Source organism: Leuconostoc fallax KCTC 3537 (assembly GCF_000165675.1).
In the GTDB taxonomy this organism is placed as follows: Bacteria; Bacillota; Bacilli; order Lactobacillales; family Lactobacillaceae; genus Leuconostoc_B; species Leuconostoc_B fallax.
Map to the genome: position 1 here is coordinate 41,301 of NZ_AEIZ01000020.1, position 20,817 is coordinate 62,117.

Sequence of the window (20,817 nt, forward strand, 5' to 3'; positions counted from 1 at the left end):
AACTTTTTAGTTAAATTATTTAACTTCTTCAACGTTAACTAAGTGTGCAATATGGAAAATTGCACCACGAGTAGCTTCGTTATTAGGCTTCACCACTGAACTATTAACGCGACCTAAGCCAAGTGACTTAACAATCGCACGTTGCTTAGGTAAGCGATGAGCCGCACTTCTGATCAAAGTGATTTTTAAATCAGCCATATTATCGCTCCTTATTCAGCTAAGTGTTCCAAAGAAACACCACGCAACTTTGCTACTTCTTCAGCATCTTTCAAGCTAATCAAAGCATCGAAAGTTGCACGAACAACGTTAACAGGAGTTGCTGAACCCAATGACTTGGCAGTCACATCAGCAATACCTGCAAGTTCCATTACGGCACGTGCTGCACCACCGGCAGCAACACCAGAACCTTCTTCGGCGGGCTTAACCAAAATCTTACCGCCGCCCCATTCACCAAGTACTTCATGAGGAATAGTTGTCTGAACTGTTGGAACAGTAATCAACTTACGCTTAGCATCTTCAACAGCTTTACGGATTGCTTCAGGTACTTCTTGTGCTTTACCAGTACCAAATCCAACGTGTCCATCCTTGTCACCAACAACTACCAAGGCAGCAAAACGCAAACGACGTCCACCCTTGACAACTTTTGTAACACGGTTAATAGCAACAACGTTTTCTTCTAATTCACCAAGTGACTTAGGATTAACGAATTCAACCATTATTTATTCCTCCTTTCTTTAGAACTTCAACCCGTTTTCACGAGCTGCTTCGGCCAAAGCCTGAACACGACCGTGATATAAATATCCACCACGATCAAAGATAACATCGCTGATACCCTTTTCTTGACCGCGTTGTGCAATCAAAGTACCAACTTTTGTTGCTTGTTCTGTTTTTGAACCACTTGAAACTTCTGTGTCAAGTGTTGAGGCACTTGCTAGCGTTACACCCGCTACGTCATCAATTAATTGCGCGTAGATGTTTGTATTAGAACGGAAAACGTTCAAACGGGGGCGCTCAGCAGTACCAGAAACCTTTCCACGAACGCGCTTATGGCGCTTTGCGCGGAGCTTATTCTTATCTGGTTTTGAAATCATAGCTGTGCTTTCCTTTTCTTAAAGACTAATATATAGCCGATTATTATTTAATCAATAAATGAATGCGTTAGGCACATAAGTAAAATAAATTACTTACCTGTCTTACCTTCCTTACGACGAACAACTTCGTTTTCGTAACGAATTCCCTTACCCTTATAAGGTTCAGGTGCACGAACAGCGCGAATTTCTGCGGCAAGATCACCAACACGTTGCTTGCTGATACCTGAAACAATAACAGTTAATGAATCTGGCACTTCAACAGTCAAATCTTCACGATTTTCGAATTCCACAGGATGTGAATAGCCAACGTTCAAAACAAGCTTGTCGCCTTGTTTTGAAGCACGATATCCAACACCAACTAGCTTCAAAGTCTTTTTGAATCCAGTTGAAACACCTTCAACCATGTTATGAACGTTTGCACGAGTTGTACCGTGCAAAGCTTTTGTACGGTTGTCATCGCTTGAACGAGTAAAGATAGCTTCTGTTTCTTCAACTTTTAAAGTAATTGCTGAAGAAATTTCGCGTGATAATTCGCCCTTAGGGCCTTTAACAGTAACAGTTGCACCATTTTGTGTAATTTCTACATTTTCAGGGATAGCAACTGCCTTATTTCCAATACGGCTCATGGTAAGTCTCCTTTCTTAGATGTATTACCAAACGTAGGCGATAACTTCGCCACCAATTTGCTTTTGACGAGCTTCCTTATCAGTGATAACACCTTCTGATGTTGAAATAATTGCAACACCCAAGCCATTTAACACTTTTGGAAGTTCTTCAGCCTTGGCATATTTACGTAAGCCAGGCTTTGATACACGCTTAATACCTGTGATAACACGCTGACGGTCTTCGCCGTACTTCAAGAATACACGGATAACACCTTGCTTATTGTCATCGATATATTCAATATCACGAACGAAACCTTCAGACTTCAAGATTTCAGCAATGCTCTTCTTAATTTTTGATGCAGGAGCTTCAACAACTTCGTGATGCGCCAAATTGGCGTTACGAACACGTGTCAAAAAATCTGCAATCGGATCAGTCATAGACATCTATCGATATCCTCCTTCATATTTTTAAGCGAGCCGCACATTACGACCCGCTTTTAACTATGAGAGAATAATTATTACTCTAACATAGTTAAAAACGCATCGCTCTATAGAGCTTCACTGCGTTTTTAAACTAATTATTACTTAGTAAATGGCATACCTAATTGTGACAACAATGCACGACCTTCTTCGTCGTTTTGAGCTGTTGTAACAATAACGATATCCAAACCACGAACACGATTAACTTGATCATAATCGATTTCTGGGAAAATCAATTGTTCGCGAATACCTAATGTGTAATTTCCACGACCATCAAAAGCTTTTGATGATACACCACGGAAATCACGAACACGTGGTAATGAAACATTAATTAACTTATCCAAGAACTCAAACATACGCTCACCACGTAATGTTACCTTGGTTCCGATTGACATACCTTCACGCAAACGGAAACCAGCGATTGACTTCTTGGCTTTTGTGATAACTGGCTTTTGACCAGAAATCAACTTCAATTCTTCAACCGCTTCATCTAAGTTCTTTGAGTTTGAAACAGCATCACCAACACCCATGTTCAAAACAATTTTATCAATTTTTGGAACTTGCATTGATGATGTGAAATCAAACTTTTTGATTAAAGCAGGTTGAACTTCATTAACATATTTTTCTTTAAGACTGTTAGCCATGAAAATGATTTCACCTTTCGAATATTAGCCTAATACATTACCAGACTTTTTAGCAACGCGAACTTTTTTACCATCTTCTACTTTAAAACCAACACGAGTTGGTTCGTTAGTTGAAGGGTCAAGCAATTGCACGTTTGAAACATGGATAGGTGCTTCGATATCGATAACACCACCTTGTGGATATTCGTTAGAAGGCTTTTGATGCTTCTTAACGATGTTCACGCCTTCGACAACGACACGGTCTTGAGAAGAAATAATTTTATTAATTACGCCTTCTTTTCCCTTATCCTTACCTGCAATGACGCGAACCTTATCACCTGTTTTTACAAACATGATTGGCTCCTCCTTGTCATTATTAGAGCACTTCTGGTGCCAATGAAACGATACGCATATAATCACTGTCACGCAATTCACGTGCAACAGGACCAAAGATACGTGTACCAACTGGTGACTTATCGTCCTTCACAATAACAGCAGCATTTTCATCAAAATTGATGTATGAGCCATCAGTACGACGAACATCTGAAACTGTACGAACGATGACTGCCTTTACGACGTCACCCTTCTTAACATTACCACCAGGAATAGCTTGCTTAACAGTTGCAACAATCATGTCACCCACACCAGCAAACTTACGGCCTGAACCACCGAGCACTTTAATCGTCAAGATTTCACGTGCACCGGAGTTATCGGCCACTTTTAAACGACTCTCTTGTTGAATCATGGTTCTTCCTCCTTATTAGCAATTAATTACGACGATTGAAAAAATCGAATTAAAGAATAACTGCCTCTTCAACGATCTTTACCAAACGGAAGTGCTTAGTTGCAGACAATGGACGCGTTTCCATAATTTGAACAATATCACCCATCTTGGCTGAGTTGTTTTCATCATGAGCCTTAAACTTCTTGGTATACTTAACGCGCTTACCATAGGTAGGGTGGTTAACATAAGTATCAACAGCGACAGTAATTGTCTTGTCCATCTTATCTGAAACCACGTGACCTTGGTAAACCTTACGAGCATTACGATCTTCACTCATCTTTCAGCTTTCTTCCTTTCGTCTTATTGTTTGGCAGTTGCCAATTCTTGTTGACGGATAACTGTTTTTACCCGTGCAATGTCCTTACGAACTTGTGCGATACGCGCCGTATTCTCTAATTGACCAGTAGCCAATTGAAAACGTAGGTTGAATAATTCTTCCTTGAATTCGGCTTCGCGCTTTTGCAAATCCGCAAGTGACAATGACTTTAATTCACTTGCTTTAGCCATTATTCAGCCTCCCGAGTAACAATTTTCGTACGTACAGGCAACTTGTGTTGTGCCAAACGCAAAGCTTCACGAGCTGTTGCTTCTGGAACGCCACCAACTTCAAACATGACCTTGCCACGCTTAACTGGTTCTACCCAACCTTCGGGAGCACCCTTACCATTACCCATTCGTACACCGACACCTTTAGATGTATATGACTTGTGAGGGAAGATTTTAATCCAAACCTTACCACCACGCTTCATATAACGTGTCATTGCAATACGAGCAGCTTCAATCTGACGATTTGTAATCCAACTTGAAGTTGTAGCTTGCAAACCATACTCACCGAATGTTACAGTCTTGCCGCCTTTAGCCTCACCACGCATGTGGCCACGGTGTACACGACGGAACTTAACACGCTTTGGTACTAACATGTTTGCTTCCCTCCTTACTTATTAGTCTTGTTTGCCTTTTTAGGCAAGATATCACCACGGTAAATCCATGTCTTGATACCCAAGTGACCATAAGCTGTATCAGCTTCGTCCCATGAGTAATCAATATCAGCACGCAATGTGTGCAAAGGTACTGTACCTTCAGTATATTGTTCAATACGAGCAATATCTGCACCATTCAAACGTCCTGAAACCATGATCTTGATTCCCTTTGCGCCAGAACGCGTTGCACGCTGAATAGCGCCACGCATTGCACGACGGAATGCCACACGGCGTTCCAAGTCTCCGGCAACTTGTTGTCCAACCAAGTGGGCAGACAAGTCAGGCTTCTTGATTTCAACAATGTTAATAAACACGCGCTTGGCACGTCCTTTTTCATCAACATCTGTTAACTTTGCCAACTGTGTACGAAGCTTTTCAACTTCAGATCCACCCTTACCAATAACCATTCCTGGCTTTGCAGTATGAATAGAAATATCAACACGTGACTTTGTACTACGTTCAATTTCAACGCGATCAACTGAGGCGTCAGCTAAATTCTTTTCGATAAATTTGCGAATACGCAAATCTTCGTGAAGTTGGTTAGCATAATCAGCCTTGTCAGCAAACCACTTTGCATCCCAGTCGCGAATAACGCCGACACGGAATCCAGTAGGGTTAATCTTTTGACCCATTACTTTGCCTCCTTCTCAGCAACCACAATTGTGATGTGGCTAGTACGCTTGTTAATAGGTGAAGCTGAACCCTTGGCACGTGGACGGAAACGCTTAAGCGTTGGTCCTTCGTTAGCAAAGGCTTCCTTCACAATTAGATCTTCTCTATCAAGAGAGAAGTTGTTTTCAGCATTAGCAACTGCTGAGTTCAAAACCTTATAAATATCTTCTGAAGACGTGTTAGGTAGGAACTGCAAAATTGCAAATGCTTCGTTAACACTCTTGCGACGAAGTGTATCAAGAACTAAGCGTGCCTTACGTGGGGCAACGCGAACAATCTTGGCTGTCGCGCGAGCTGAAGTAACTTGTTCAGCCATTTCTCAATTTCCTCCTTATTATTTAGCGGTCTTCTTGTCGTCGTTCTTGTGACCTTTAAACGTACGAGTTGGAACAAATTCACCCAACTTATGACCAACCATATCTTCTTGTACATAAACTGGAACGTGCTTGCGACCATCATAAACGGCAATTGTAAAGCCGATAAAACTTGGGAAGATTGTTGAACGACGTGACCAAGTCTTGATCACAGACTTCTTTTCAGAGTCTTGTTGTGCGTCAATCTTCTTAAGCAAGTGTGGGTCCGCAAATGGTCCCTTTTTTAAACTACGAGCCATTATTTGTCTCCTTCCTTACTTGCCTTTACGGCCGCGAACAATTAGCTTTGAAGACTGCTTCTTAACGTTACGAGTCTTCTTACCTGCTGTTTTCTTACCCCATGGGCTCATTGGACTTGGACGACCGACAGGCGCCTTACCTTCACCACCACCATGTGGGTGATCGTTAGGGTTCATAACTGATCCACGTACGTGTGGACGCTTACCACGCCAACGGTTACGACCAGCTTTACCCCAGTTAACCAATGAATGTTCTGCATTACCAACTTCACCAATTGTTGCACGGTTTGTTGCCAATACCATACGAACTTCACCTGAAGTCAAACGTACAATCACATACTTACCATCTTTACCCAAAATTTGAGCAGATGTTCCAGCTGAACGTGCCAACTGTCCACCTTTACCAGGCTTCAATTCAATATTGTGAATTAAAGTACCTTCAGGGATGTTAGCTAATGGCAAGGCATTACCAATCTTAATATCGGCATCAGAACCAGATTGGATTTTTGCACCAACCTTAAGTCCCTTAGGCGCCAAGATATATGACTTAACACCATCTTCATATACTAACAAAGCGATGTTTGCTGTACGATTTGGATCATATTCGATTGCCTTAACCGTAGCAGTCTTGTCATCCTTAATACGTTTGAAATCAACCAAACGATAAGCTTGTTTATGTCCACCAGCGTGATGACGTACTGTCATACGACCAGATGCGTTACGTGCGCCAGTTTTTGATTTTTTGGCCAACAAACTCTTTTCCGGTACACTCTTTGTGATTTCAGCGAAATCCAAAGATGTCATATTACGACGACCGTTTGAGGTTGGCTTGTATTTCTTGATAGCCAATGTCTTTTCCTCCTTTTAAGATTAACCTTCGTTAAAGATTTGAATATCTTTTGAATCTTGTGACAACGTTACCGTTGCTTTCTTCATCTTACGTGTGTAACCAACATAACGTCCTTGGCGCTTCTTCTTGCCGCGTACGTTTGCTGTATTCAAACGTGAAATTTGTACATCGAAAATTGATTCGATAGCCTGCTTAATTTGAGGCTTTGTAGCGCGCACATCAACTTCGAAGACATAGCGCTTGTTTTCTGTTTGCGCCATTGAAGCTTCGGTGATGATTGGGCGACGGATAATATCGCGTGCATCCATTAGGCAAGACCTCCTTGGATTTCTTCGATTGCTGACTGAACAATCACTAATTTGTCAGCGTTTACCACGTCAAGCACGTTAATACCCTTAGCTGTCATAACTTGTACATTGTTCAAGTTACGAGCTGACAAGATTGCGTTATCATTATCTTCGTCAACGATAACTAATACTTTTGAATCAACTGACAAGTTAGCCAAAACTTGGCCAAAAGCCTTTGTCTTTGGTGTTTCAAAACTCAAAGCATCAACAACAAGTAACTTGCTTTCTGATACTTTTTGGCTCAAAGCTGATTTCAACGCTAATTGATATGATTTACGGTTGATACGGTAAGCGTATGAACGAGGTGTAGGTCCGAAGACAACTCCACCGCCACGCCACTGTGGTGAACGCGTTGAACCCTGACGGGCACGTCCAGTACCTTTTTGTTTCCAAGGCTTCTTACCACCACCGCTCACTGCTGAACGGTTTTTAACAGCGTGCGTTCCTTGGCGAAGTGCAGCACGTTGCATCAAAACAGCGTCTGTCACAACCGCATTGTTTGGTTCAACACCAAACACCGCATCGTTCAATTCGATTTCTGTAGCTTGGCTACCATCTTGCTTTAATACAGCAACTTTAGTCATGATTGTTCTCCTTTCTAAATAATTTATATTAAGCTTCGTCTGCAGCAGCTGCTTCTACACCAGCCATCTTGATTGCAGGATGCTTTGCATTAACTTTTACAGTAGACTTAATTGTTAATAGACTCTTGTTTGCACCAGGTACGTTACCCTTTAGCAACAATAGGTTGTTTTCAACATCAACATGTACGATTGCAACGTTTTGCATTGTACGCTTGTTGTTACCCATGCGACCAGGCAAAAGCTTTCCCTTGAACACACGGTTGATGATAGCACCCATTGAACCAGGGCGACGGTGGTAACGAGATCCGTGAGCCATAGGACCACGTGATTGTCCCAAACGCTTGATAGCACCTTGGAAACCATGTCCCTTAGTGATACCAGTTACATCGACGTAATCACCAGCTTGGAATGTATCAACTTTAATCTCATCCCCAACGTTAAATTCGCCTTCCGCGTCACGGATTTCACGAATGTAGCGCTTAGGGGTCGTGTTTGCTTTTTTAGCGTGACCTTGTTCAGGTTTGTTTGACAAAACTTCGCGCTTATCTTGGTAACCAAGTTGCACTGCACTGTATCCGTCTGTTTCTGCATTTTTTAATTGCAAAACAACGTTTGGTGTAGCTTCAACTGCAGTAACTGCGATTAATTCGCCAGTTTCAGTGAAAACCTGAGTCATACCGACTTTGCGGCCTAAGATACCTTTAGTCATGACTATACTCCTCAATAGTTTAATATATATTCTCGTAATTTATATCAATTACAACTTAATTTCGATTGCTACGCCGCTTGGTAATTCAAGCTTACGTAATGAATCAACTGTTTTATCAGTTGGGTTCACAATGTCAATCAAACGCTTATGCGTGCGCATTTCAAATTGTTCACGGCTATCCTTGTGCTTATGTGGTGAACGTAGAATTGTATACAATGTACGTTCTGTTGGCAAAGGAATAGGACCTGCAATTTCAGCGCCCGTACGCTTAGCTGTTTCAACAATCTTTTCTGCTGATTGATCTAAAATACGGTGCTCGTATGCCTTCAAGCGGATACGGATTTTCTTTTGTGCCATTTTCGTGCCTCCTCGTTGATTTTCAAAACCAGCTAACTCCGTTTAAAAACCGACAACATATGCTTGTGTTTGCGCGCCCATGGCAACGCGGCCGCGCGTGTCGCAACCTTAAACATCATTGCTAAACATTGATACACCAGTGTTTTAGAGCACTTATACTCGTGCTCTTACAAAAGCGTACTTGTATATAATACTAGAAAAACCTTGCAATAGCAAGGCTTTTCTAGTATTTTTTATAATTAATCAACGATTAACCATCTTAAACTCTAAGAAGGCATCATTGTACTTTTCAGTCCATTTCTGTCCTAAATCATCATAAACTTGCAAATGTGCGATTGTTTTATCATCTGGATAAAATTGTCGATCATTCCGAATCGACTTTGGTAATAAAGCCAACGCCTTTTTATTCGGTGTCGCATATCCAATATATTCAGCATTTTGTGCTGCATTCTTTGGCTCGTTCATAAAATTCAAGAAAGCATAGGCTGCTTTTTATTTTTGGCAGTCTTTGGCATCACTATATTATCAAACCATACATTGGATCCTTCTGAAGGTACCGTATAACGCAAATGCGAATTATGACTCATCGCCTCTGCGGCTTCACCAGAATAAGTGACCGCAACATCAGCCTCACCTTGTGCCATATACATTTTAATCTCGTCTGCAATAATCGCCTTAACGTTAGGCATCAAAGTAGATAACTTGCCTTGTGCCGCAGCTAAATCAGCAGCCGACCGTGTATTAACTGACTTACCTTGCGTAATCAAAGTAAATCCAAGTACATCTCTTGCTGAATCAATCAGCATAATACGTTGTTTAAATTGAGGTGACCACAATTGATCCCAGTGTTGCACTTCTTTTGCACTCACGGTGTCTTCATTATAAATAATGCCCAACGTTCCCCAAAAATATGGTAAAGAATACTGGTTTCCTAAATCAAAATTCTGATTTAAAAAGCGCTGATCATAATTTTCAAGTCCTTTTAGACGATGATGATCCAACTTCAATAATAAATGCTCACGTTTCATCTTAGAAATCATGTACTCTGATGGAATGGCTAAATCATAATGCGTACCACCTTGTTTAATTTTTGTATACATCGCTTCATTAGAATCAAATGTTTCGTAATTAACTTGATAGCCTGTTTCGGCCGTGAAACGTTTCAATAACGCCGGATCAATATAATCGCCCCAATTATAAAGGTTTAAGGTTTTACTCGATTCACGTGTATTACCTGTACTTGCCAATAAATAATAACGCGCGCCAAAAGCTAATCCAACCAGCAATAAAACACAAACAATAAAAGCTAATATTTTTTCATATTAGACGCCCTCCGTCGCTGAAGTAATTAAGCGCGTCGTGTGCTTTTTATTCTGTGATCGTGTTGAAACAAAGTAATACGTTAACACAAGTAACAATGATACAACAAACATCAAAGCACTTAAGGCATTAATTTCAAGACTAATTCCTTGACGAGCACGCGAGTATATTTCGACTGATAGCGTAGAGAAGCCATTCCCCGTTACAAAAAATGTGACCGCAAAGTCATCTAATGAATAGGTAAAAGCCATAAAAAAGCCTGCTAATATGCCCGGTGAAATAACCGGTAAAATAACGCGTGATAACATCTGCCAATTATTGGCACCCAAATCTTTTGCAGCAGCTACTAAAGATGTATTCATCTCTTTTAATTTGGGTAAAACCATCAACACGACAATTGGAATCGAAAACGCAATATGTGATAACAACACACTCATAAAGCCCAATGAAAAACCAACAACCGTAAAGAGTATCAAAAAGCTCGCACCAATAATAACGTCTGGAGAGACTAACAAAACATTATTTAACGACAAAACAATATCCTTCATCGTCCGACTGCTCTGATTATAAATATATAATGCACCTGCAGTACCAATCACACTCGCAATCAAAGAGGATAACAGCGCCACCACAAATGTATTGAGCACAATTTCAATAATACGAGTATCGGCAAAGAGTTCTTGATAATGTTTTAAAGAAAAACCGTCCCAACCTTGCATCACATCGCCAGCGTTAAAAGAATATATAACTAGGAAAAAATAGGTAGATATAATAATATGAAGACTATCCATAAATATAGATTTGACCATCTGACTTTTTTCATTTTAACGCCTCTTTCTAGCACGATCTCGTGTCAAAATCATAGTGATCACCATCGCAACAATCAAGATCACGCCAATCGTTGAACCTAATTGCCAATTTTGTGTCACTAAAAAATGTTCCTCAATCGCTGTACCTAAAGTAATGACGCGGTTACCGCCAATTAATCGTGTAATCATGAAAAGACTCAAGCTGGGAATAAACACTGCTTGAATACCTGACTTCACACCTGGCATCGACAGCGGCACAATGACACGCCGAAGTGTTTGCCACTTATTAGCACCCAAATCATGACTCGCTTGCGTTAACTTAGGATCCAATTCAGCTAATGAATTAAAAATAGGTAAGATCATAAAAGGAATTTCAATATAACTTGCCACTAGCAAAAAACTCCAGTCGCTAAATAATAACTGTTGCGGTGCAATACCAAAAAAGATAAAAACGCATTAACTGACCCAGTATGACTCAACAAGCCAATAAACGCATACGTCTTTAATAATAAGTTAATCCATGTTGGCAAGATGACCAGCAACAACCAAAATTGACGTTGCTTTAACTGATTTAGCAAGTATGCCGTGGGATAACTAATAACTAAAGTGATTAAGGTAATCACAACAGCATAAAAAACTGAATTAAAGGTCATACGCAGATACGTACCTGACCCAAAATAAGTCATATAGTGTCGTAATGTAAAGTGCCCGTCCGCCGTAGTTAGACTTTGCATCAATAATAAAACCAACGGTGCAATCACAAAAAGCACAAGCCAAAAGCCATAAGGAACCAGATAAAATAATCTTCGTTGTTGCTTACTATTCATCATCGTCCTCATAACTTTCTAAACGTGCATCAAAGTCATCTTCTGATTCATTAAAACGCATAATATGAATATCTTCTGGATGAAAAAATAGCCCCACACGTTCACCAATTGTCGCTGAATTTGTCGCTTGTACTTGCCATTCATTACCATCATCATCTATTGCCGTGATTTCATAAAAATCACCTCTAAATGACTGAGTTTCGATTGTAACAACCAACTTCCCCTCATCAATGGGAACTAAATCCAAATCTTCCGGTCGCAGCACAACCTCCACACGTTCGTTGGCACGCATACCAGCATCGACATTTTCGAAATCCTTACCCACGAAATGCACTAAATAATCTGAGCGCATGCTACCTTCAACAATATTACTTTCACCAATAAAATCAGCAACGAAATGATTAATGGGTTCGTCATAAATATCCTCAGGTGTCCCATTTTGTTGGATAACACCATCGTTCATAACAAAAATCCAATCTGACATCGCTAACGCTTCTTCTTGATCATGAGTCACGAAGATAAATGTAATACCTAAGCGCTGTTGGATCTCTCTTAATTCGTACTGCATTTCTTTACGCAACTTATAATCCAGTGCAGATAGTGGTTCATCCAATAACAATACTTGAGGTTCATTAGCTAACGCCCGCGCAATCGCAATACGTTGTTGCTGTCCCCCAGACAGTTCATCTATTTCACGGTTAGCAAATTCACGCAACTTAACCAAATCCAGCATTTCATACACCTTGGATTTGATTTCTTCCTTATTTAAGCCTTTAAGCCGTGGCCCAAAAGCCACATTTTCAAAAACATTCATATTAGGAAATAGCGCATAATTTTGGAAAACTGTATTCACACGGCGGTGTTCAGCAGGCACCTCATTAATACGCTGGTTTTCAAATATAATATCACCATTATCCGCCATTAATTGTCCAGAAATTAATTTTAAAATCGTTGATTTCCCTGATCCGGACGGTCCCAATAATGTGTAAAATTTCCCAGATTCAATTTCAAAATCAATATTCTTCAAAACTTCTGTATCATCAAACGATAGCGATACCTTTTTGAATTCAATCACTGGTTTCTGCTCTGTCAAAATCTCTCACCTCATTCATCTTATCCAATGTATTTCTTAATCATACAAAATTAGTGCTTGAATAGCTAGCTATGCATTTTAACTACAAACAACATTTTTATTGCTCTAATATGACAGGACAAGTGATCATATTTGTCCAAATAAAAAACCGCCGAAACGGCGGCCTTTCGTTAGAATGTGCTTATTCAGCAGCGTTCTTTTTAATAATATCTTCTTGAATGTTCTTAGGAACAGCTTGATAGTGATCAAAGACCATTTGGAAAGTACCACGACCTTGTGTTGCTGAACGCAAAGTAGTAGCATAACCAAACATTTCAGCCAAAGGAACCTTAGCCTTAACAGCCAAAACAGGACCACGTGCTTCTTGTCCTTCAATCAAACCACGACGTGCTGAGACATGTCCCATAACATCACCAAGGTTTTCTTCAGGCACAACAATGTCAACAGCCATAACTGGTTCCAAAATAACGGCACCAGCTGTCTTAGCAGCTTCCTTCAAAGCTAATGAAGCAGCGATCTTAAAGGCAGCTTCAGAAGAATCGACATCGTGATAAGAACCATCATACAACTTGGCCTTCAAGTCAACCAATGGGAATCCAGCCAATGGACCAGCATTCAAAGCATCCTTCAAACCAGCTTCAACTGAAGGAATGTATTCACGTGGCACAACACCACCAACAATAGCGTCTTCGAATTCGAAGCCAGCACCTTCATCGTTTGGTGAGAATTGAATCCAAACATCACCATACTGTCCTTTACCACCAGACTGACGCTTGAAGAATCCACGCGCTTCAACAGTCTTAGTGAAGGCTTCACGGTAGGCAACCTGAGGTGCACCAACAGTCGCTTCAACGTTAAATTCACGCTTCATACGATCAACCATGATATCCAACTGCAACTCACCCATACCAGCGATCAAAGTATCACCAGTTTCTTGGTTAGTTGTTGCACGGAATGATGGATCTTCTTCAGCTAACTTTTGCAAAGCGTTGGCTAACTTATCTTGGTCAGCCTTTGTCTTTGGTTCGATAGCCAATTCAATAACAGGATCAGGGAATTCCATTGACTCCAAGATCAACTTGTTATTAACGTCTGTCAAAGAATCACCAGTTGTTGTATTCTTCAAACCGATAGCCGCAGCAATATCACCTGAGAATACTTCTTCAATTTCAGTACGGCTAGTAGCGTGCATTTGTAGCAAACGACCAACACGTTCACGTGAATCTGAAGATGTGTTTTGTACGTATGAACCTGACTTCAAAGTTCCAGTATACACACGCATAAATGTCAAACGACCAACGAATGGGTCTGTCATGATTTTGAAGGCCAAAGCAGCGAAAGGCTTAGCATCATCAGCAATCAAATCAACTTCTTCGTCAGTGTCAGGGTTATGCGCAATATATGGCTTAACATCCAAAGGACCTGGCAAGTAGTCAACAACCGCATCCAACATCATTTGCACACCCTTATCTTTGTAGGCAGAACCTGCAAGGACTGGGTAGAATTGCAATGCCAAAGTAGCACGACGGATCGCAGCTTTCAATTCTTCAACTGAAATCTCTTCACCTTCAAGATACTTTTCCATCAAGTCATCATCAACATCAGCAACTGCTTCAATCAATGTACTACGCTTTTCTTCAGCTAAATCTTTCAATTCAGCAGGAATTTCGCGTGGTTCCCACTTTTCACCCAAATCATCAACTGGGTAATAAGCTTCTTGTGTAATCAAATCAATAACGGCTTCGAAATCATCTTCAGCACCAATTGGCCATTGGATAGCTTCAGCATTAACTTGCAAACGTTCGTGCATTGAGTCAACTGACATTTGGAAGTTAGCACCCATCTTGTCCATCTTGTTAACAAAGACAATACGTGGTACGTCATATGTTGTTGCTTGGCGCCAAACTGTTTCAGTTTGTGGCTCAACACCAGCAGCACCGTCAAGAACGGCAACAGCACCATCTAGCACACGCAAAGCACGTTCAACTTCGATAGTGAAGTCCACGTGTCCTGGTGTATCAATGATGTTAACACGGTAAGGTGTTTTTGCAAATTGATCAAAGAAACCGTGCCATACAGCCGTTGTAGCGGCTGATTGGATAGTAATACCACGTTCTTTTTCTTGATCCATGAAGTCCATTTGTGAAGCACCATCATGTGTTTCACCAATTTTATGGATTTTACCTGTATAGTACAGAATACGTTCAGTAGTGGTTGTCTTACCCGCATCAATGTGGGCCATGATACCAATATTACGTGTCCGTTCTAGCGGATATTCACGTTTAGCCATTTTGAATATTTCTCCCGATTTTTAGTCTATAGGCAACAAAAAGCGACATCTACATGTACGCTTTTTGATCTTGTTAAGTGGTCAAACACAAAACAACATCTCATCTATCGCTAACGACAGATTACCAACGATAATGAGCAAAGGCACGGTTGGCTTCAGCCATCTTATGTGTATCTTCGCGCTTCTTAACTGAAGCACCAGTATCATTAGCAGCATCGATAATTTCTTTTGCTAAACGTTCGTCCATTGTGTGTTCGTTACGCAAACGTGCATAGTTAACCAACCAACGAAGACCTAAAGTAGCACGACGTTCTGGACGTACTTCGATTGGCACTTGATAGTTAGAACCACCAACACGGCGAGCCTTAACTTCCAATACTGGCATGATGTTTTCCATAGCTTGTTCGAAAACTTCCAATGGTTCATTACCAGTTGTTTCTTTAATGCGGTCAAAGGCATCATACAAAATTGTTGATGCAGTTCCGCGCTTTCCATCAAGCATCAACTTGTTAATCAAGCGTGATACTAATTTTGAGTTATAAATTGGGTCAGGTAAAACTTCCTGACGCTTTGTGTATCCTTTACGTGGCATAGGTCAGTTTTCTCCTTAATTACTTCTTTGGACGCTTAGTTCCATACTTAGAACGTGAAGTCATACGGCCATCAACACCGGCTGTATCCAAAGCTCCACGAACGATGTGATAACGCACACCAGGCAAATCCTTAACACGACCACCACGAATCAAAACAACTGAGTGTTCTTGCAAGTTGTGACCAATACCTGGGATATAAGCTGTTACTTCGTATAAGTTTGACAAACGTACACGAGCGTACTTACGCAAAGCTGAGTTAGGCTTCTTAGGTGTCATTGTACCAACACGTGTTGCAACACCACGCTTTTGTGGCGCAACATTGTTAGTTGACTTCTTCTTCATTGAATTGTAGCCAAAGTTCAAAGCTGGTGACTTAGACTTTGAAGCTTGTGACTTACGTGGCTTACGAACCAATTGGTTAATTGTAGGCATGCTACAAATCTCCTTAATTTTTTATTATTCACAGTTCCAGGTGTATCATTAATGTTATCAAACAAAAATGCTCACTGGAATACTGCCGACATTTGCCTTTATACTGCAGTTCAGCACGTCACGCGTTATGCATGGCGCTGATTTCCTAAAAGCACGTCAAATATGATATCAGAAATACAATAAAAGTCAAGGGCACATTTAGCAAGTAAATGATGTTAATTTTACGTAATATGGCATATGATAATTTTTTACTTCATAATCAACGCTACAATCGTTTCAACTATTATGTGTCTTGCCGACCGCATCAATCACCATATCCCTTTATCAAAGCAACGCTCTTTTTGCTTTAACTGCCAACATCAATTGAAATGGTTTGATACACTTCCCATTGTTTCAGCACTGTTAACCTTAGGAAAATGTCGTTACTGTCACTACTCTTTTGGTTTATACTACGCAATCATCGAAGGTTCAGTTGCCTTTTGGTTGACCCATGTTGGGACACATCCCCATCTTTACATCACAATGCTACTATTATTATTTCTCAGTATAGAAGATCAATTTAATCATACCGCGCACACTTGGATTTTATACCCTTGGCTAGGATATTTAACCCTTCGGTATTTTAATCATCTTAATTTATGGCTTATTTTGTTTCTCGGCTTACTTCTAATTTATTTAGCTCTTTTTCGTCGTTCACTTGGTAGCGGCGATATCCCAGTCATTTTAGTCATCGCAGTAATATCCAATACCGAACAATTAATATGGATACTGTTATTAAGTAGTATCATTGCGATTATTTACAGCAAAGCAAAAGCAAAACATGTCTTACCTTTTATTCCTATAGTAACGTTAGGTTTCTCACTCGTCACAACCTATGTTGACGCTATTACATGAACAAAAAATCACACTGATTAATATCAGTGTGATTTTTATTTAATGCCGACTAGAGGACTCGAACCTCCGACCCCCTCATTACTAGTGAGGTGCTCTAGCCAACTGAGCTAAGTCGGCTTTTTGAAGCACTCGGGTATTACCTAAGTGTAATACTAGATACTTCTATACAGGTGACAGGAATCGAACCTGCACGGGTTGCCCCACTGGAACCTAAATCCAGCGCGTCTGCCAGTTCCGCCACACCTGCATTGTGCTAACACAACTCTTTAATATTATTTGATTTTACCGATTTTGTCAATAGATTTTTCAAATGAAATTTAAATATCATTTTCCAATCGATGTTCCACGTGATCCATAGCGTTTTTTAGTAAAGTTAAAACGTGTGAATCACTTAAAGCATAGACAACTTTTCGTCCCTCGCGTTTTGGTTGAACAAGTTGCGCCTCACGTAGTAATTTCAATTGATGCGATACTGCCGACTGTTCCATATCTAATATATCAATGATTTCGGAAACGGTATATTCATGTGCTCTGAGTAAAACTAGGATTGTTAGCCGTTGTTTATTACCTAATAATTTAAATATTTTTTCAGTTTCTATAATTAATTTCTGATCCATATCTTTATTATACCAACCATCCCTATGAATTAAAGACTTTACTGAACAATAAAAAAGCCTCTCACATGATGTGAAGGGCTTTTACCTTAATCGATTATATCTTAATACCAACCAGTAGCGTTGTGGTGTGCCAATGCAGCATCAGCAGAACCATAACGTGCTGAAATGTATGACTTCATAGCATTCAATTGGTCGTTATAATCAGTTGAGTTACCACCGTAAGTTGCACGTGCTTGTGGTGACAATTGCCCGATACCGTAGTAACTACCATTAGTAGCATTAACATTACCACTAGATTCACGACTAATCAATTCATTCAAAGCAGATGAGTTGTTAGATGATGAAGTTGTTGCACGGGGTGTTTCAACTTGAACTTGTTGTGCTTGTTGTGGTGCCGCAACAACTTGTGTTTGTGCTTGAGGTTGTGTTTGAACTGTCTGTTCTTGCACTTGTGCCTTTGGTGCTTCAACTGCCTTTGAGCTACCACCAATTGTTAATTGCTCACCAACATAGATGAAGTTAATATCCTTAACAGAGTTAGCACTAGCAATATCATCAACAGATGTATTAAAGTTTGCAGCAATTTTGTTTAATGTGTCACCTGACTTAATTGTATAAGTTGTGTCAGCACTTGCATTAGTTGCGCCAAATGCTAAGGCACCAGCAAATCCTGCTGCAACGGCTAAAGTCTTCTTTGTGTTATTAAACATGAATAATCATTCTCCCAAAATATAATGTTTTTAATTTATAATATACGATTTGACGTTGACTATTTATCTCAACGCCTCAACGTTTACTAGTGTATGCGTTGAATATGTACATAAAACATCTGTTGCATTTCAGAATGATTACATAATGTTATTTAATATACATTTAATAACATTATGTTTAGTATTTAAGCAAAAATTGTAAATCAGGCGTCTTCGGTAATTGATTATGCGTATCAAAATATGCAACTAATAGTTCCTGGACAGACTGATCACCAGTCAAAATGGTTTCAGATTGTGCGTAATCTTGATAATTACCACCACCAACAGCCCGATAATTATTCATTGCAACATCAAAATAATCATCTTCTTGCACATCTGTACCTTTATATTTTAACTTTGTAACACGTTGCCCCAATGGTCGCGTTATATCAAAAGCATAATCAATGCCAAAAGCCAGATCATAATTGTAATGCTCTACTTTGGGCGTTAGCCAAGCTGGATTAACAACTAATACACCATTTTCCACTGCAAAGTATTGCGCTGTATGCTCGAGGCTAGCTCTTAATACTTTGCCACTCACCCGTTTTTTAACCAACGTATTATCAAACGGATAATTTTGTAGAATATGACGTAATGTTAACTGTTGCGGTAAACTTGACGGATTATTATTTAAGCTCACTAAAGTAATATCAGCATTAGATGTTGCTAATTGAACATTAGCAATCCATTTCAAAATGGCATTACCATATTGCGCTAAATATAACGGTGCTTCCACTTTAATTGCTGAATCTAGCTGTGTTATAGGTTGATCTAGCCATGTTTCTACTTTTGATTGTAGTGGTTGTAATGCATCAACTATGTCTTGTCGATGTTGTACACCAGCGGACTTCGTCTCAGCCTGAAATTGCCATTGACCATGTTTCAAAACACCATTAATTTCAGCATACATTTTAGCCTGATTTGGCATTTGTAACGTCAAAACATCATTAATCACTTGCGGTTGTACGTTACCGTGTTGATGTCCGGTTAGCAAAATATCTAAATCAAGTTCTTGTGTTAACTGCCAAGCAATATTTTCCGTTGTGTCACTGACTAGTTTCCCTGTTGATAAATCACGTTCATAACCACCATGATAAATACCAATCACAACATCAGCTGTTTCCCGCAATTTTTCAATTGTTTTGGCTGCCTTAATGCATGGTGATTCAATTTTAATACCTTGTAAATGTTCTGGGCTTTCCCAAACATTGATATAATCGGTTACCAAACCAACCAAACCAACCTTAGTACCATCTCCGAGCACTTTAACTTGTGCTGGATATAGCGTATGCCCTGCATTATCAGTAACATTTTCAGCAATCACAGTTGCCTCTAATTGTGACAAATGCTTTTGAAGCTCACGATAGCCAAAATTAAAATCATGATTACCTAATGTTACATAGTCGTAACCTGCCATATTCATAGCTGTACTTACGGCATCAAAACTGTCGCTATGCTTTTGTAAATACTGTAATAAAGGTGAGCCTTGGTACATATCGCCACCATCGACGATAATGGTCTGTTCATCCTTGTGATAATTAGCGGCAACGTTAATTAACCCAAGTGGTTGTTGATTGGGTTGAATATAATCAGTTGGAAATAAATAGCCATGAACATCTGACGTATAATACAGTTTAAAATTTTTCATTTTCCCTCCAAAAAAGACGACTGCAGTCGTCTCATTGCTTAACCATGTAAAATCTTTTGACGTAATTTGTCTGATAGAATTTCAACAACAAATACTAAAATAAACAACCCAATCAAAATAGCGCCAACTTGATGCCAATGATAAGCACTTAAAGCAAAAATCATTGGTGCACCAATACCACCAGCACCTACCAATCCTAAAATCGTCGCTTCACGTAAATTCATATCAAAACGATAAACTAAAATTGAAATAAAGTCAGTCCCTAGTTGTGGCAAAATACCGTAACGGATTTTTTGAAATAATGTTGATCCGAAAGCATCCAAAGACTCTAAAATACCTGAATCTAAATCCTCAATTGTTTCAATAAATAACTTCGATATCATACCAATTGATACAATAGCCAATGTCATCACACCAGCAAACGGTCCTGGTCCGGTCACACGAATAAACATTAAACCATATACCAATGATGGCACTGTCCGAATCGCCATAATAATGAAACGCGTGATAATGACAACTGGACGTGGCACAATATTTGTCGCCGAAATAAATGATAACGGCACAGCAATAATAGCACCAACTAAAGTCCCGAGAAAAGCAATCGCAATGGTTTGCAAAATAAGATAGGCAACACCACTATCTCCCAATCCAAATAACAAACTCGTATCCGGTGTTAAAATACCACCCAAGATATTGCGGCCCATTTCAAAACCTTTAGCTGTAATATCAGCACCACCTAATGCCGGCATCGAGGATGCGAGCAGTATCAAAACAATGATAATCGTAATACCGTACTGAACACCACGTCGTGGCTCTTTACTGAGAACAGCTTCTAACTTCTCACTCATGT

Annotated in this window: 28 protein-coding genes, 2 tRNA genes and 3 pseudogenes; 1 reads left to right on the forward strand and 32 read right to left on the reverse strand. The window is 39.9% G+C overall.

Annotation, left to right across the window (positions count from 1 at the left end; all coding sequences use genetic code 11):
- Window positions 1-15: 15 nt before the first annotated feature.
- The 26 genes and pseudogenes from rpmD to rpsL all read right to left on the reverse strand — a co-directional run bounded on the left by rpmD (window position 16) and on the right by rpsL (window position 16,059).
- Window positions 16-198: a 50S ribosomal protein L30 gene (gene rpmD, locus LEUFL_RS0106020; RefSeq protein ID WP_010008170.1), complete on the reverse strand. Its 183-nt coding sequence runs from the start codon at window positions 196-198 to the stop codon at window positions 16-18.
- Window positions 199-209: 11 nt separating this feature from the next.
- Window positions 210-716: a 30S ribosomal protein S5 gene (rpsE, locus tag LEUFL_RS0106025; RefSeq protein WP_010008171.1), complete on the reverse strand. Its 507-nt coding sequence runs from the start codon at window positions 714-716 to the stop codon at window positions 210-212.
- Window positions 717-734: 18 nt separating this feature from the next.
- Window positions 735-1,091, reverse strand: a complete 357-nt coding sequence (gene rplR / locus LEUFL_RS0106030; RefSeq protein WP_010008172.1) for a 50S ribosomal protein L18 — start codon at window positions 1,089-1,091, stop codon at window positions 735-737.
- Between the two features lie 89 nt (window positions 1,092-1,180).
- Window positions 1,181-1,717 (reverse strand): 50S ribosomal protein L6, encoded by a 537-nt coding sequence (rplF, locus tag LEUFL_RS0106035; RefSeq protein ID WP_010008174.1) that lies wholly within the window; start codon window positions 1,715-1,717, stop codon window positions 1,181-1,183.
- A 24-nt stretch (window positions 1,718-1,741) separates the two neighbouring features.
- A complete protein-coding gene (gene rpsH, locus LEUFL_RS0106040) occupies window positions 1,742-2,140 on the reverse strand; it encodes a 30S ribosomal protein S8 (RefSeq protein ID WP_010008175.1) in 399 nt (132 codons plus the stop codon).
- Window positions 2,141-2,277: 137 nt separating this feature from the next.
- The gene (gene rplE / locus LEUFL_RS0106045; protein WP_010008176.1) at window positions 2,278-2,820 is read right to left on the reverse strand and encodes a 50S ribosomal protein L5; all 543 of its coding nucleotides are present in this window, start codon (window positions 2,818-2,820) and stop codon (window positions 2,278-2,280) included.
- Window positions 2,821-2,844: 24 nt separating this feature from the next.
- Window positions 2,845-3,153 carry a 50S ribosomal protein L24 gene (gene rplX / locus LEUFL_RS0106050; RefSeq protein ID WP_010008179.1) on the reverse strand — a complete coding sequence of 103 codons (309 nt, stop codon included), beginning with the start codon at window positions 3,151-3,153 and terminating at the stop codon, window positions 2,845-2,847.
- A 22-nt stretch (window positions 3,154-3,175) separates the two neighbouring features.
- A complete protein-coding gene (rplN, locus tag LEUFL_RS0106055) occupies window positions 3,176-3,544 on the reverse strand; it encodes a 50S ribosomal protein L14 (RefSeq protein WP_010008180.1) in 369 nt (122 codons plus the stop codon).
- A 49-nt stretch (window positions 3,545-3,593) separates the two neighbouring features.
- Complete coding sequence (rpsQ, locus tag LEUFL_RS0106060) at window positions 3,594-3,860, reverse strand: 30S ribosomal protein S17 (protein ID WP_010008181.1); 267 nt, start codon at window positions 3,858-3,860, stop codon at window positions 3,594-3,596.
- 23 nt (window positions 3,861-3,883) lie between these two features.
- The gene (rpmC, locus tag LEUFL_RS0106065; RefSeq protein ID WP_010008183.1) at window positions 3,884-4,090 is read right to left on the reverse strand and encodes a 50S ribosomal protein L29; all 207 of its coding nucleotides are present in this window, start codon (window positions 4,088-4,090) and stop codon (window positions 3,884-3,886) included.
- Window positions 4,090-4,503 carry a 50S ribosomal protein L16 gene (gene rplP, locus LEUFL_RS0106070; RefSeq protein WP_010008184.1) on the reverse strand — a complete coding sequence of 138 codons (414 nt, stop codon included), beginning with the start codon at window positions 4,501-4,503 and terminating at the stop codon, window positions 4,090-4,092. The genes rpmC and rplP overlap by 1 nt, the downstream gene beginning before the upstream one ends.
- 14 nt (window positions 4,504-4,517) lie before the next feature.
- The gene (rpsC, locus tag LEUFL_RS0106075; protein ID WP_010008186.1) at window positions 4,518-5,195 is read right to left on the reverse strand and encodes a 30S ribosomal protein S3; all 678 of its coding nucleotides are present in this window, start codon (window positions 5,193-5,195) and stop codon (window positions 4,518-4,520) included.
- The gene (gene rplV, locus LEUFL_RS0106080; protein ID WP_010008188.1) at window positions 5,195-5,551 is read right to left on the reverse strand and encodes a 50S ribosomal protein L22; all 357 of its coding nucleotides are present in this window, start codon (window positions 5,549-5,551) and stop codon (window positions 5,195-5,197) included. The genes rpsC and rplV overlap by 1 nt, the downstream gene beginning before the upstream one ends.
- 18 nt (window positions 5,552-5,569) lie before the next feature.
- Entirely contained in the window at window positions 5,570-5,848 is a 279-nt protein-coding gene (gene rpsS, locus LEUFL_RS0106085) for a 30S ribosomal protein S19 (protein ID WP_010008189.1), read from the reverse strand.
- A 15-nt stretch (window positions 5,849-5,863) separates the two neighbouring features.
- Window positions 5,864-6,697: a 50S ribosomal protein L2 gene (gene rplB / locus LEUFL_RS0106090; RefSeq protein ID WP_010008190.1), complete on the reverse strand. Its 834-nt coding sequence runs from the start codon at window positions 6,695-6,697 to the stop codon at window positions 5,864-5,866.
- A gap of 21 nt (window positions 6,698-6,718) precedes the next feature.
- A complete protein-coding gene (gene rplW, locus LEUFL_RS0106095) occupies window positions 6,719-7,006 on the reverse strand; it encodes a 50S ribosomal protein L23 (protein ID WP_010008192.1) in 288 nt (95 codons plus the stop codon).
- Window positions 7,006-7,629: a 50S ribosomal protein L4 gene (gene rplD / locus LEUFL_RS0106100; RefSeq protein WP_010008193.1), complete on the reverse strand. Its 624-nt coding sequence runs from the start codon at window positions 7,627-7,629 to the stop codon at window positions 7,006-7,008. Before rplD ends, rplW begins: the two co-directional genes overlap by 1 nt.
- A gap of 28 nt (window positions 7,630-7,657) precedes the next feature.
- Window positions 7,658-8,338 carry a 50S ribosomal protein L3 gene (rplC, locus tag LEUFL_RS0106105; protein WP_010008195.1) on the reverse strand — a complete coding sequence of 227 codons (681 nt, stop codon included), beginning with the start codon at window positions 8,336-8,338 and terminating at the stop codon, window positions 7,658-7,660.
- A 48-nt stretch (window positions 8,339-8,386) separates the two neighbouring features.
- A complete protein-coding gene (gene rpsJ, locus LEUFL_RS0106110; RefSeq protein ID WP_010008196.1) occupies window positions 8,387-8,695 on the reverse strand; it encodes a 30S ribosomal protein S10 in 309 nt (102 codons plus the stop codon).
- 243 nt (window positions 8,696-8,938) lie between these two features.
- Window positions 8,939-10,008: pseudogene (locus LEUFL_RS11785) on the reverse strand (ABC transporter substrate-binding protein).
- 9 nt (window positions 10,009-10,017) lie between these two features.
- Window positions 10,018-10,838, reverse strand: a pseudogene (locus LEUFL_RS11790) (ABC transporter permease).
- 1 nt (window position 10,839) lies between these two features.
- A pseudogene (locus LEUFL_RS11795) lies at window positions 10,840-11,654 on the reverse strand (ABC transporter permease).
- Complete coding sequence (locus LEUFL_RS0106130) at window positions 11,644-12,744, reverse strand: ABC transporter ATP-binding protein (protein WP_010008198.1); 1,101 nt, start codon at window positions 12,742-12,744, stop codon at window positions 11,644-11,646. The pseudogene LEUFL_RS11795 and the gene LEUFL_RS0106130 overlap by 11 nt, the downstream one beginning before the upstream one ends.
- Window positions 12,745-12,925: 181 nt before the next feature.
- Window positions 12,926-15,034 carry an elongation factor G gene (gene fusA / locus LEUFL_RS0106135; protein ID WP_010008199.1) on the reverse strand — a complete coding sequence of 703 codons (2,109 nt, stop codon included), beginning with the start codon at window positions 15,032-15,034 and terminating at the stop codon, window positions 12,926-12,928.
- 121 nt (window positions 15,035-15,155) lie between these two features.
- Complete coding sequence (rpsG, locus tag LEUFL_RS0106140) at window positions 15,156-15,626, reverse strand: 30S ribosomal protein S7 (RefSeq protein ID WP_010008201.1); 471 nt, start codon at window positions 15,624-15,626, stop codon at window positions 15,156-15,158.
- 19 nt (window positions 15,627-15,645) lie between these two features.
- A complete protein-coding gene (rpsL, locus tag LEUFL_RS0106145) occupies window positions 15,646-16,059 on the reverse strand; it encodes a 30S ribosomal protein S12 (RefSeq protein WP_010008203.1) in 414 nt (137 codons plus the stop codon).
- A 237-nt stretch (window positions 16,060-16,296) separates the two neighbouring features.
- Here rpsL and LEUFL_RS12650 point away from each other — a divergent pair, with 237 nt between their 5' ends.
- A complete protein-coding gene (locus LEUFL_RS12650; RefSeq protein ID WP_033192945.1) occupies window positions 16,297-16,953 on the forward strand; it encodes a prepilin peptidase in 657 nt (218 codons plus the stop codon).
- A gap of 43 nt (window positions 16,954-16,996) precedes the next feature.
- Here the strand turns inward: LEUFL_RS12650 and LEUFL_RS0106155 are convergent.
- From LEUFL_RS0106155 to phnE, 6 genes are all read right to left on the reverse strand, one after another.
- Window positions 16,997-17,070: transfer RNA gene (locus tag LEUFL_RS0106155), tRNA-Thr, on the reverse strand.
- Window positions 17,071-17,118: 48 nt separating this feature from the next.
- Window positions 17,119-17,200: transfer RNA gene (locus LEUFL_RS0106160), tRNA-Leu, on the reverse strand.
- A 70-nt stretch (window positions 17,201-17,270) separates the two neighbouring features.
- Window positions 17,271-17,570 carry an ArsR/SmtB family transcription factor gene (locus LEUFL_RS0106165; RefSeq protein ID WP_010008208.1) on the reverse strand — a complete coding sequence of 100 codons (300 nt, stop codon included), beginning with the start codon at window positions 17,568-17,570 and terminating at the stop codon, window positions 17,271-17,273.
- A 101-nt stretch (window positions 17,571-17,671) separates the two neighbouring features.
- Window positions 17,672-18,280 carry a LysM peptidoglycan-binding domain-containing protein gene (locus LEUFL_RS0106170; protein WP_010008210.1) on the reverse strand — a complete coding sequence of 203 codons (609 nt, stop codon included), beginning with the start codon at window positions 18,278-18,280 and terminating at the stop codon, window positions 17,672-17,674.
- A 178-nt stretch (window positions 18,281-18,458) separates the two neighbouring features.
- The gene (locus LEUFL_RS0106175) at window positions 18,459-19,967 is read right to left on the reverse strand and encodes a bifunctional metallophosphatase/5'-nucleotidase (protein WP_010008212.1); all 1,509 of its coding nucleotides are present in this window, start codon (window positions 19,965-19,967) and stop codon (window positions 18,459-18,461) included.
- Window positions 19,968-20,005: 38 nt separating this feature from the next.
- Window positions 20,006-20,815, reverse strand: coding sequence for a phosphonate ABC transporter, permease protein PhnE (gene phnE / locus LEUFL_RS0106180; RefSeq protein ID WP_010008215.1), 810 nt, complete (start codon window positions 20,813-20,815; stop codon window positions 20,006-20,008).
- Window positions 20,816-20,817: the final 2 nt, after the last annotated feature.

Coding starts and splice junctions, on each gene's coding strand:
- rplW (WP_010008192.1), bottom strand. CDS start 7,006: ATGGATGCACGCGATATTATCCGTCGCCCAATCATCACCGAAGCTTCA.
- rplP (WP_010008184.1), bottom strand. CDS start 4,503: ATGTTAGTACCAAAGCGTGTTAAGTTCCGTCGTGTACACCGTGGCCAC.
- rplX (WP_010008179.1), bottom strand. CDS start 3,153: ATGTTTGTAAAAACAGGTGATAAGGTTCGCGTCATTGCAGGTAAGGAT.
- rplD (WP_010008193.1), bottom strand. CDS start 7,629: ATGACTAAAGTTGCTGTATTAAAGCAAGATGGTAGCCAAGCTACAGAA.
- rpsE (WP_010008171.1), bottom strand. CDS start 716: ATGGTTGAATTCGTTAATCCTAAGTCACTTGGTGAATTAGAAGAAAAC.
- rpsG (WP_010008201.1), bottom strand. CDS start 15,626: ATGCCACGTAAAGGATACACAAAGCGTCAGGAAGTTTTACCTGACCCA.
- rpsL (WP_010008203.1), bottom strand. CDS start 16,059: ATGCCTACAATTAACCAATTGGTTCGTAAGCCACGTAAGTCACAAGCT.
- LEUFL_RS0106175 (WP_010008212.1), bottom strand. CDS start 19,967: ATGAAAAATTTTAAACTGTATTATACGTCAGATGTTCATGGCTATTTA.
- rpsQ (WP_010008181.1), bottom strand. CDS start 3,860: ATGAGTGAAGATCGTAATGCTCGTAAGGTTTACCAAGGTCACGTGGTT.
- LEUFL_RS0106170 (WP_010008210.1), bottom strand. CDS start 18,280: ATGTTTAATAACACAAAGAAGACTTTAGCCGTTGCAGCAGGATTTGCT.
- rpsJ (WP_010008196.1), bottom strand. CDS start 8,695: ATGGCACAAAAGAAAATCCGTATCCGCTTGAAGGCATACGAGCACCGT.
- rplR (WP_010008172.1), bottom strand. CDS start 1,091: ATGATTTCAAAACCAGATAAGAATAAGCTCCGCGCAAAGCGCCATAAG.
- phnE (WP_010008215.1), bottom strand. CDS start 20,815: ATGAGTGAGAAGTTAGAAGCTGTTCTCAGTAAAGAGCCACGACGTGGT.
- rpsS (WP_010008189.1), bottom strand. CDS start 5,848: ATGGCTCGTAGTTTAAAAAAGGGACCATTTGCGGACCCACACTTGCTT.
- fusA (WP_010008199.1), bottom strand. CDS start 15,034: ATGGCTAAACGTGAATATCCGCTAGAACGGACACGTAATATTGGTATC.
- rpmC (WP_010008183.1), bottom strand. CDS start 4,090: ATGGCTAAAGCAAGTGAATTAAAGTCATTGTCACTTGCGGATTTGCAA.
- rplN (WP_010008180.1), bottom strand. CDS start 3,544: ATGATTCAACAAGAGAGTCGTTTAAAAGTGGCCGATAACTCCGGTGCA.
- LEUFL_RS12650 (WP_033192945.1), top strand. CDS start 16,297: ATGATAATTTTTTACTTCATAATCAACGCTACAATCGTTTCAACTATT.
- rplC (WP_010008195.1), bottom strand. CDS start 8,338: ATGACTAAAGGTATCTTAGGCCGCAAAGTCGGTATGACTCAGGTTTTC.
- rpmD (WP_010008170.1), bottom strand. CDS start 198: ATGGCTGATTTAAAAATCACTTTGATCAGAAGTGCGGCTCATCGCTTA.
- rplV (WP_010008188.1), bottom strand. CDS start 5,551: ATGGCTGAACAAGTTACTTCAGCTCGCGCGACAGCCAAGATTGTTCGC.
- rplE (WP_010008176.1), bottom strand. CDS start 2,820: ATGGCTAACAGTCTTAAAGAAAAATATGTTAATGAAGTTCAACCTGCT.
- rplF (WP_010008174.1), bottom strand. CDS start 1,717: ATGAGCCGTATTGGAAATAAGGCAGTTGCTATCCCTGAAAATGTAGAA.
- rpsH (WP_010008175.1), bottom strand. CDS start 2,140: ATGTCTATGACTGATCCGATTGCAGATTTTTTGACACGTGTTCGTAAC.
- rpsC (WP_010008186.1), bottom strand. CDS start 5,195: ATGGGTCAAAAGATTAACCCTACTGGATTCCGTGTCGGCGTTATTCGC.
- LEUFL_RS0106165 (WP_010008208.1), bottom strand. CDS start 17,570: ATGGATCAGAAATTAATTATAGAAACTGAAAAAATATTTAAATTATTA.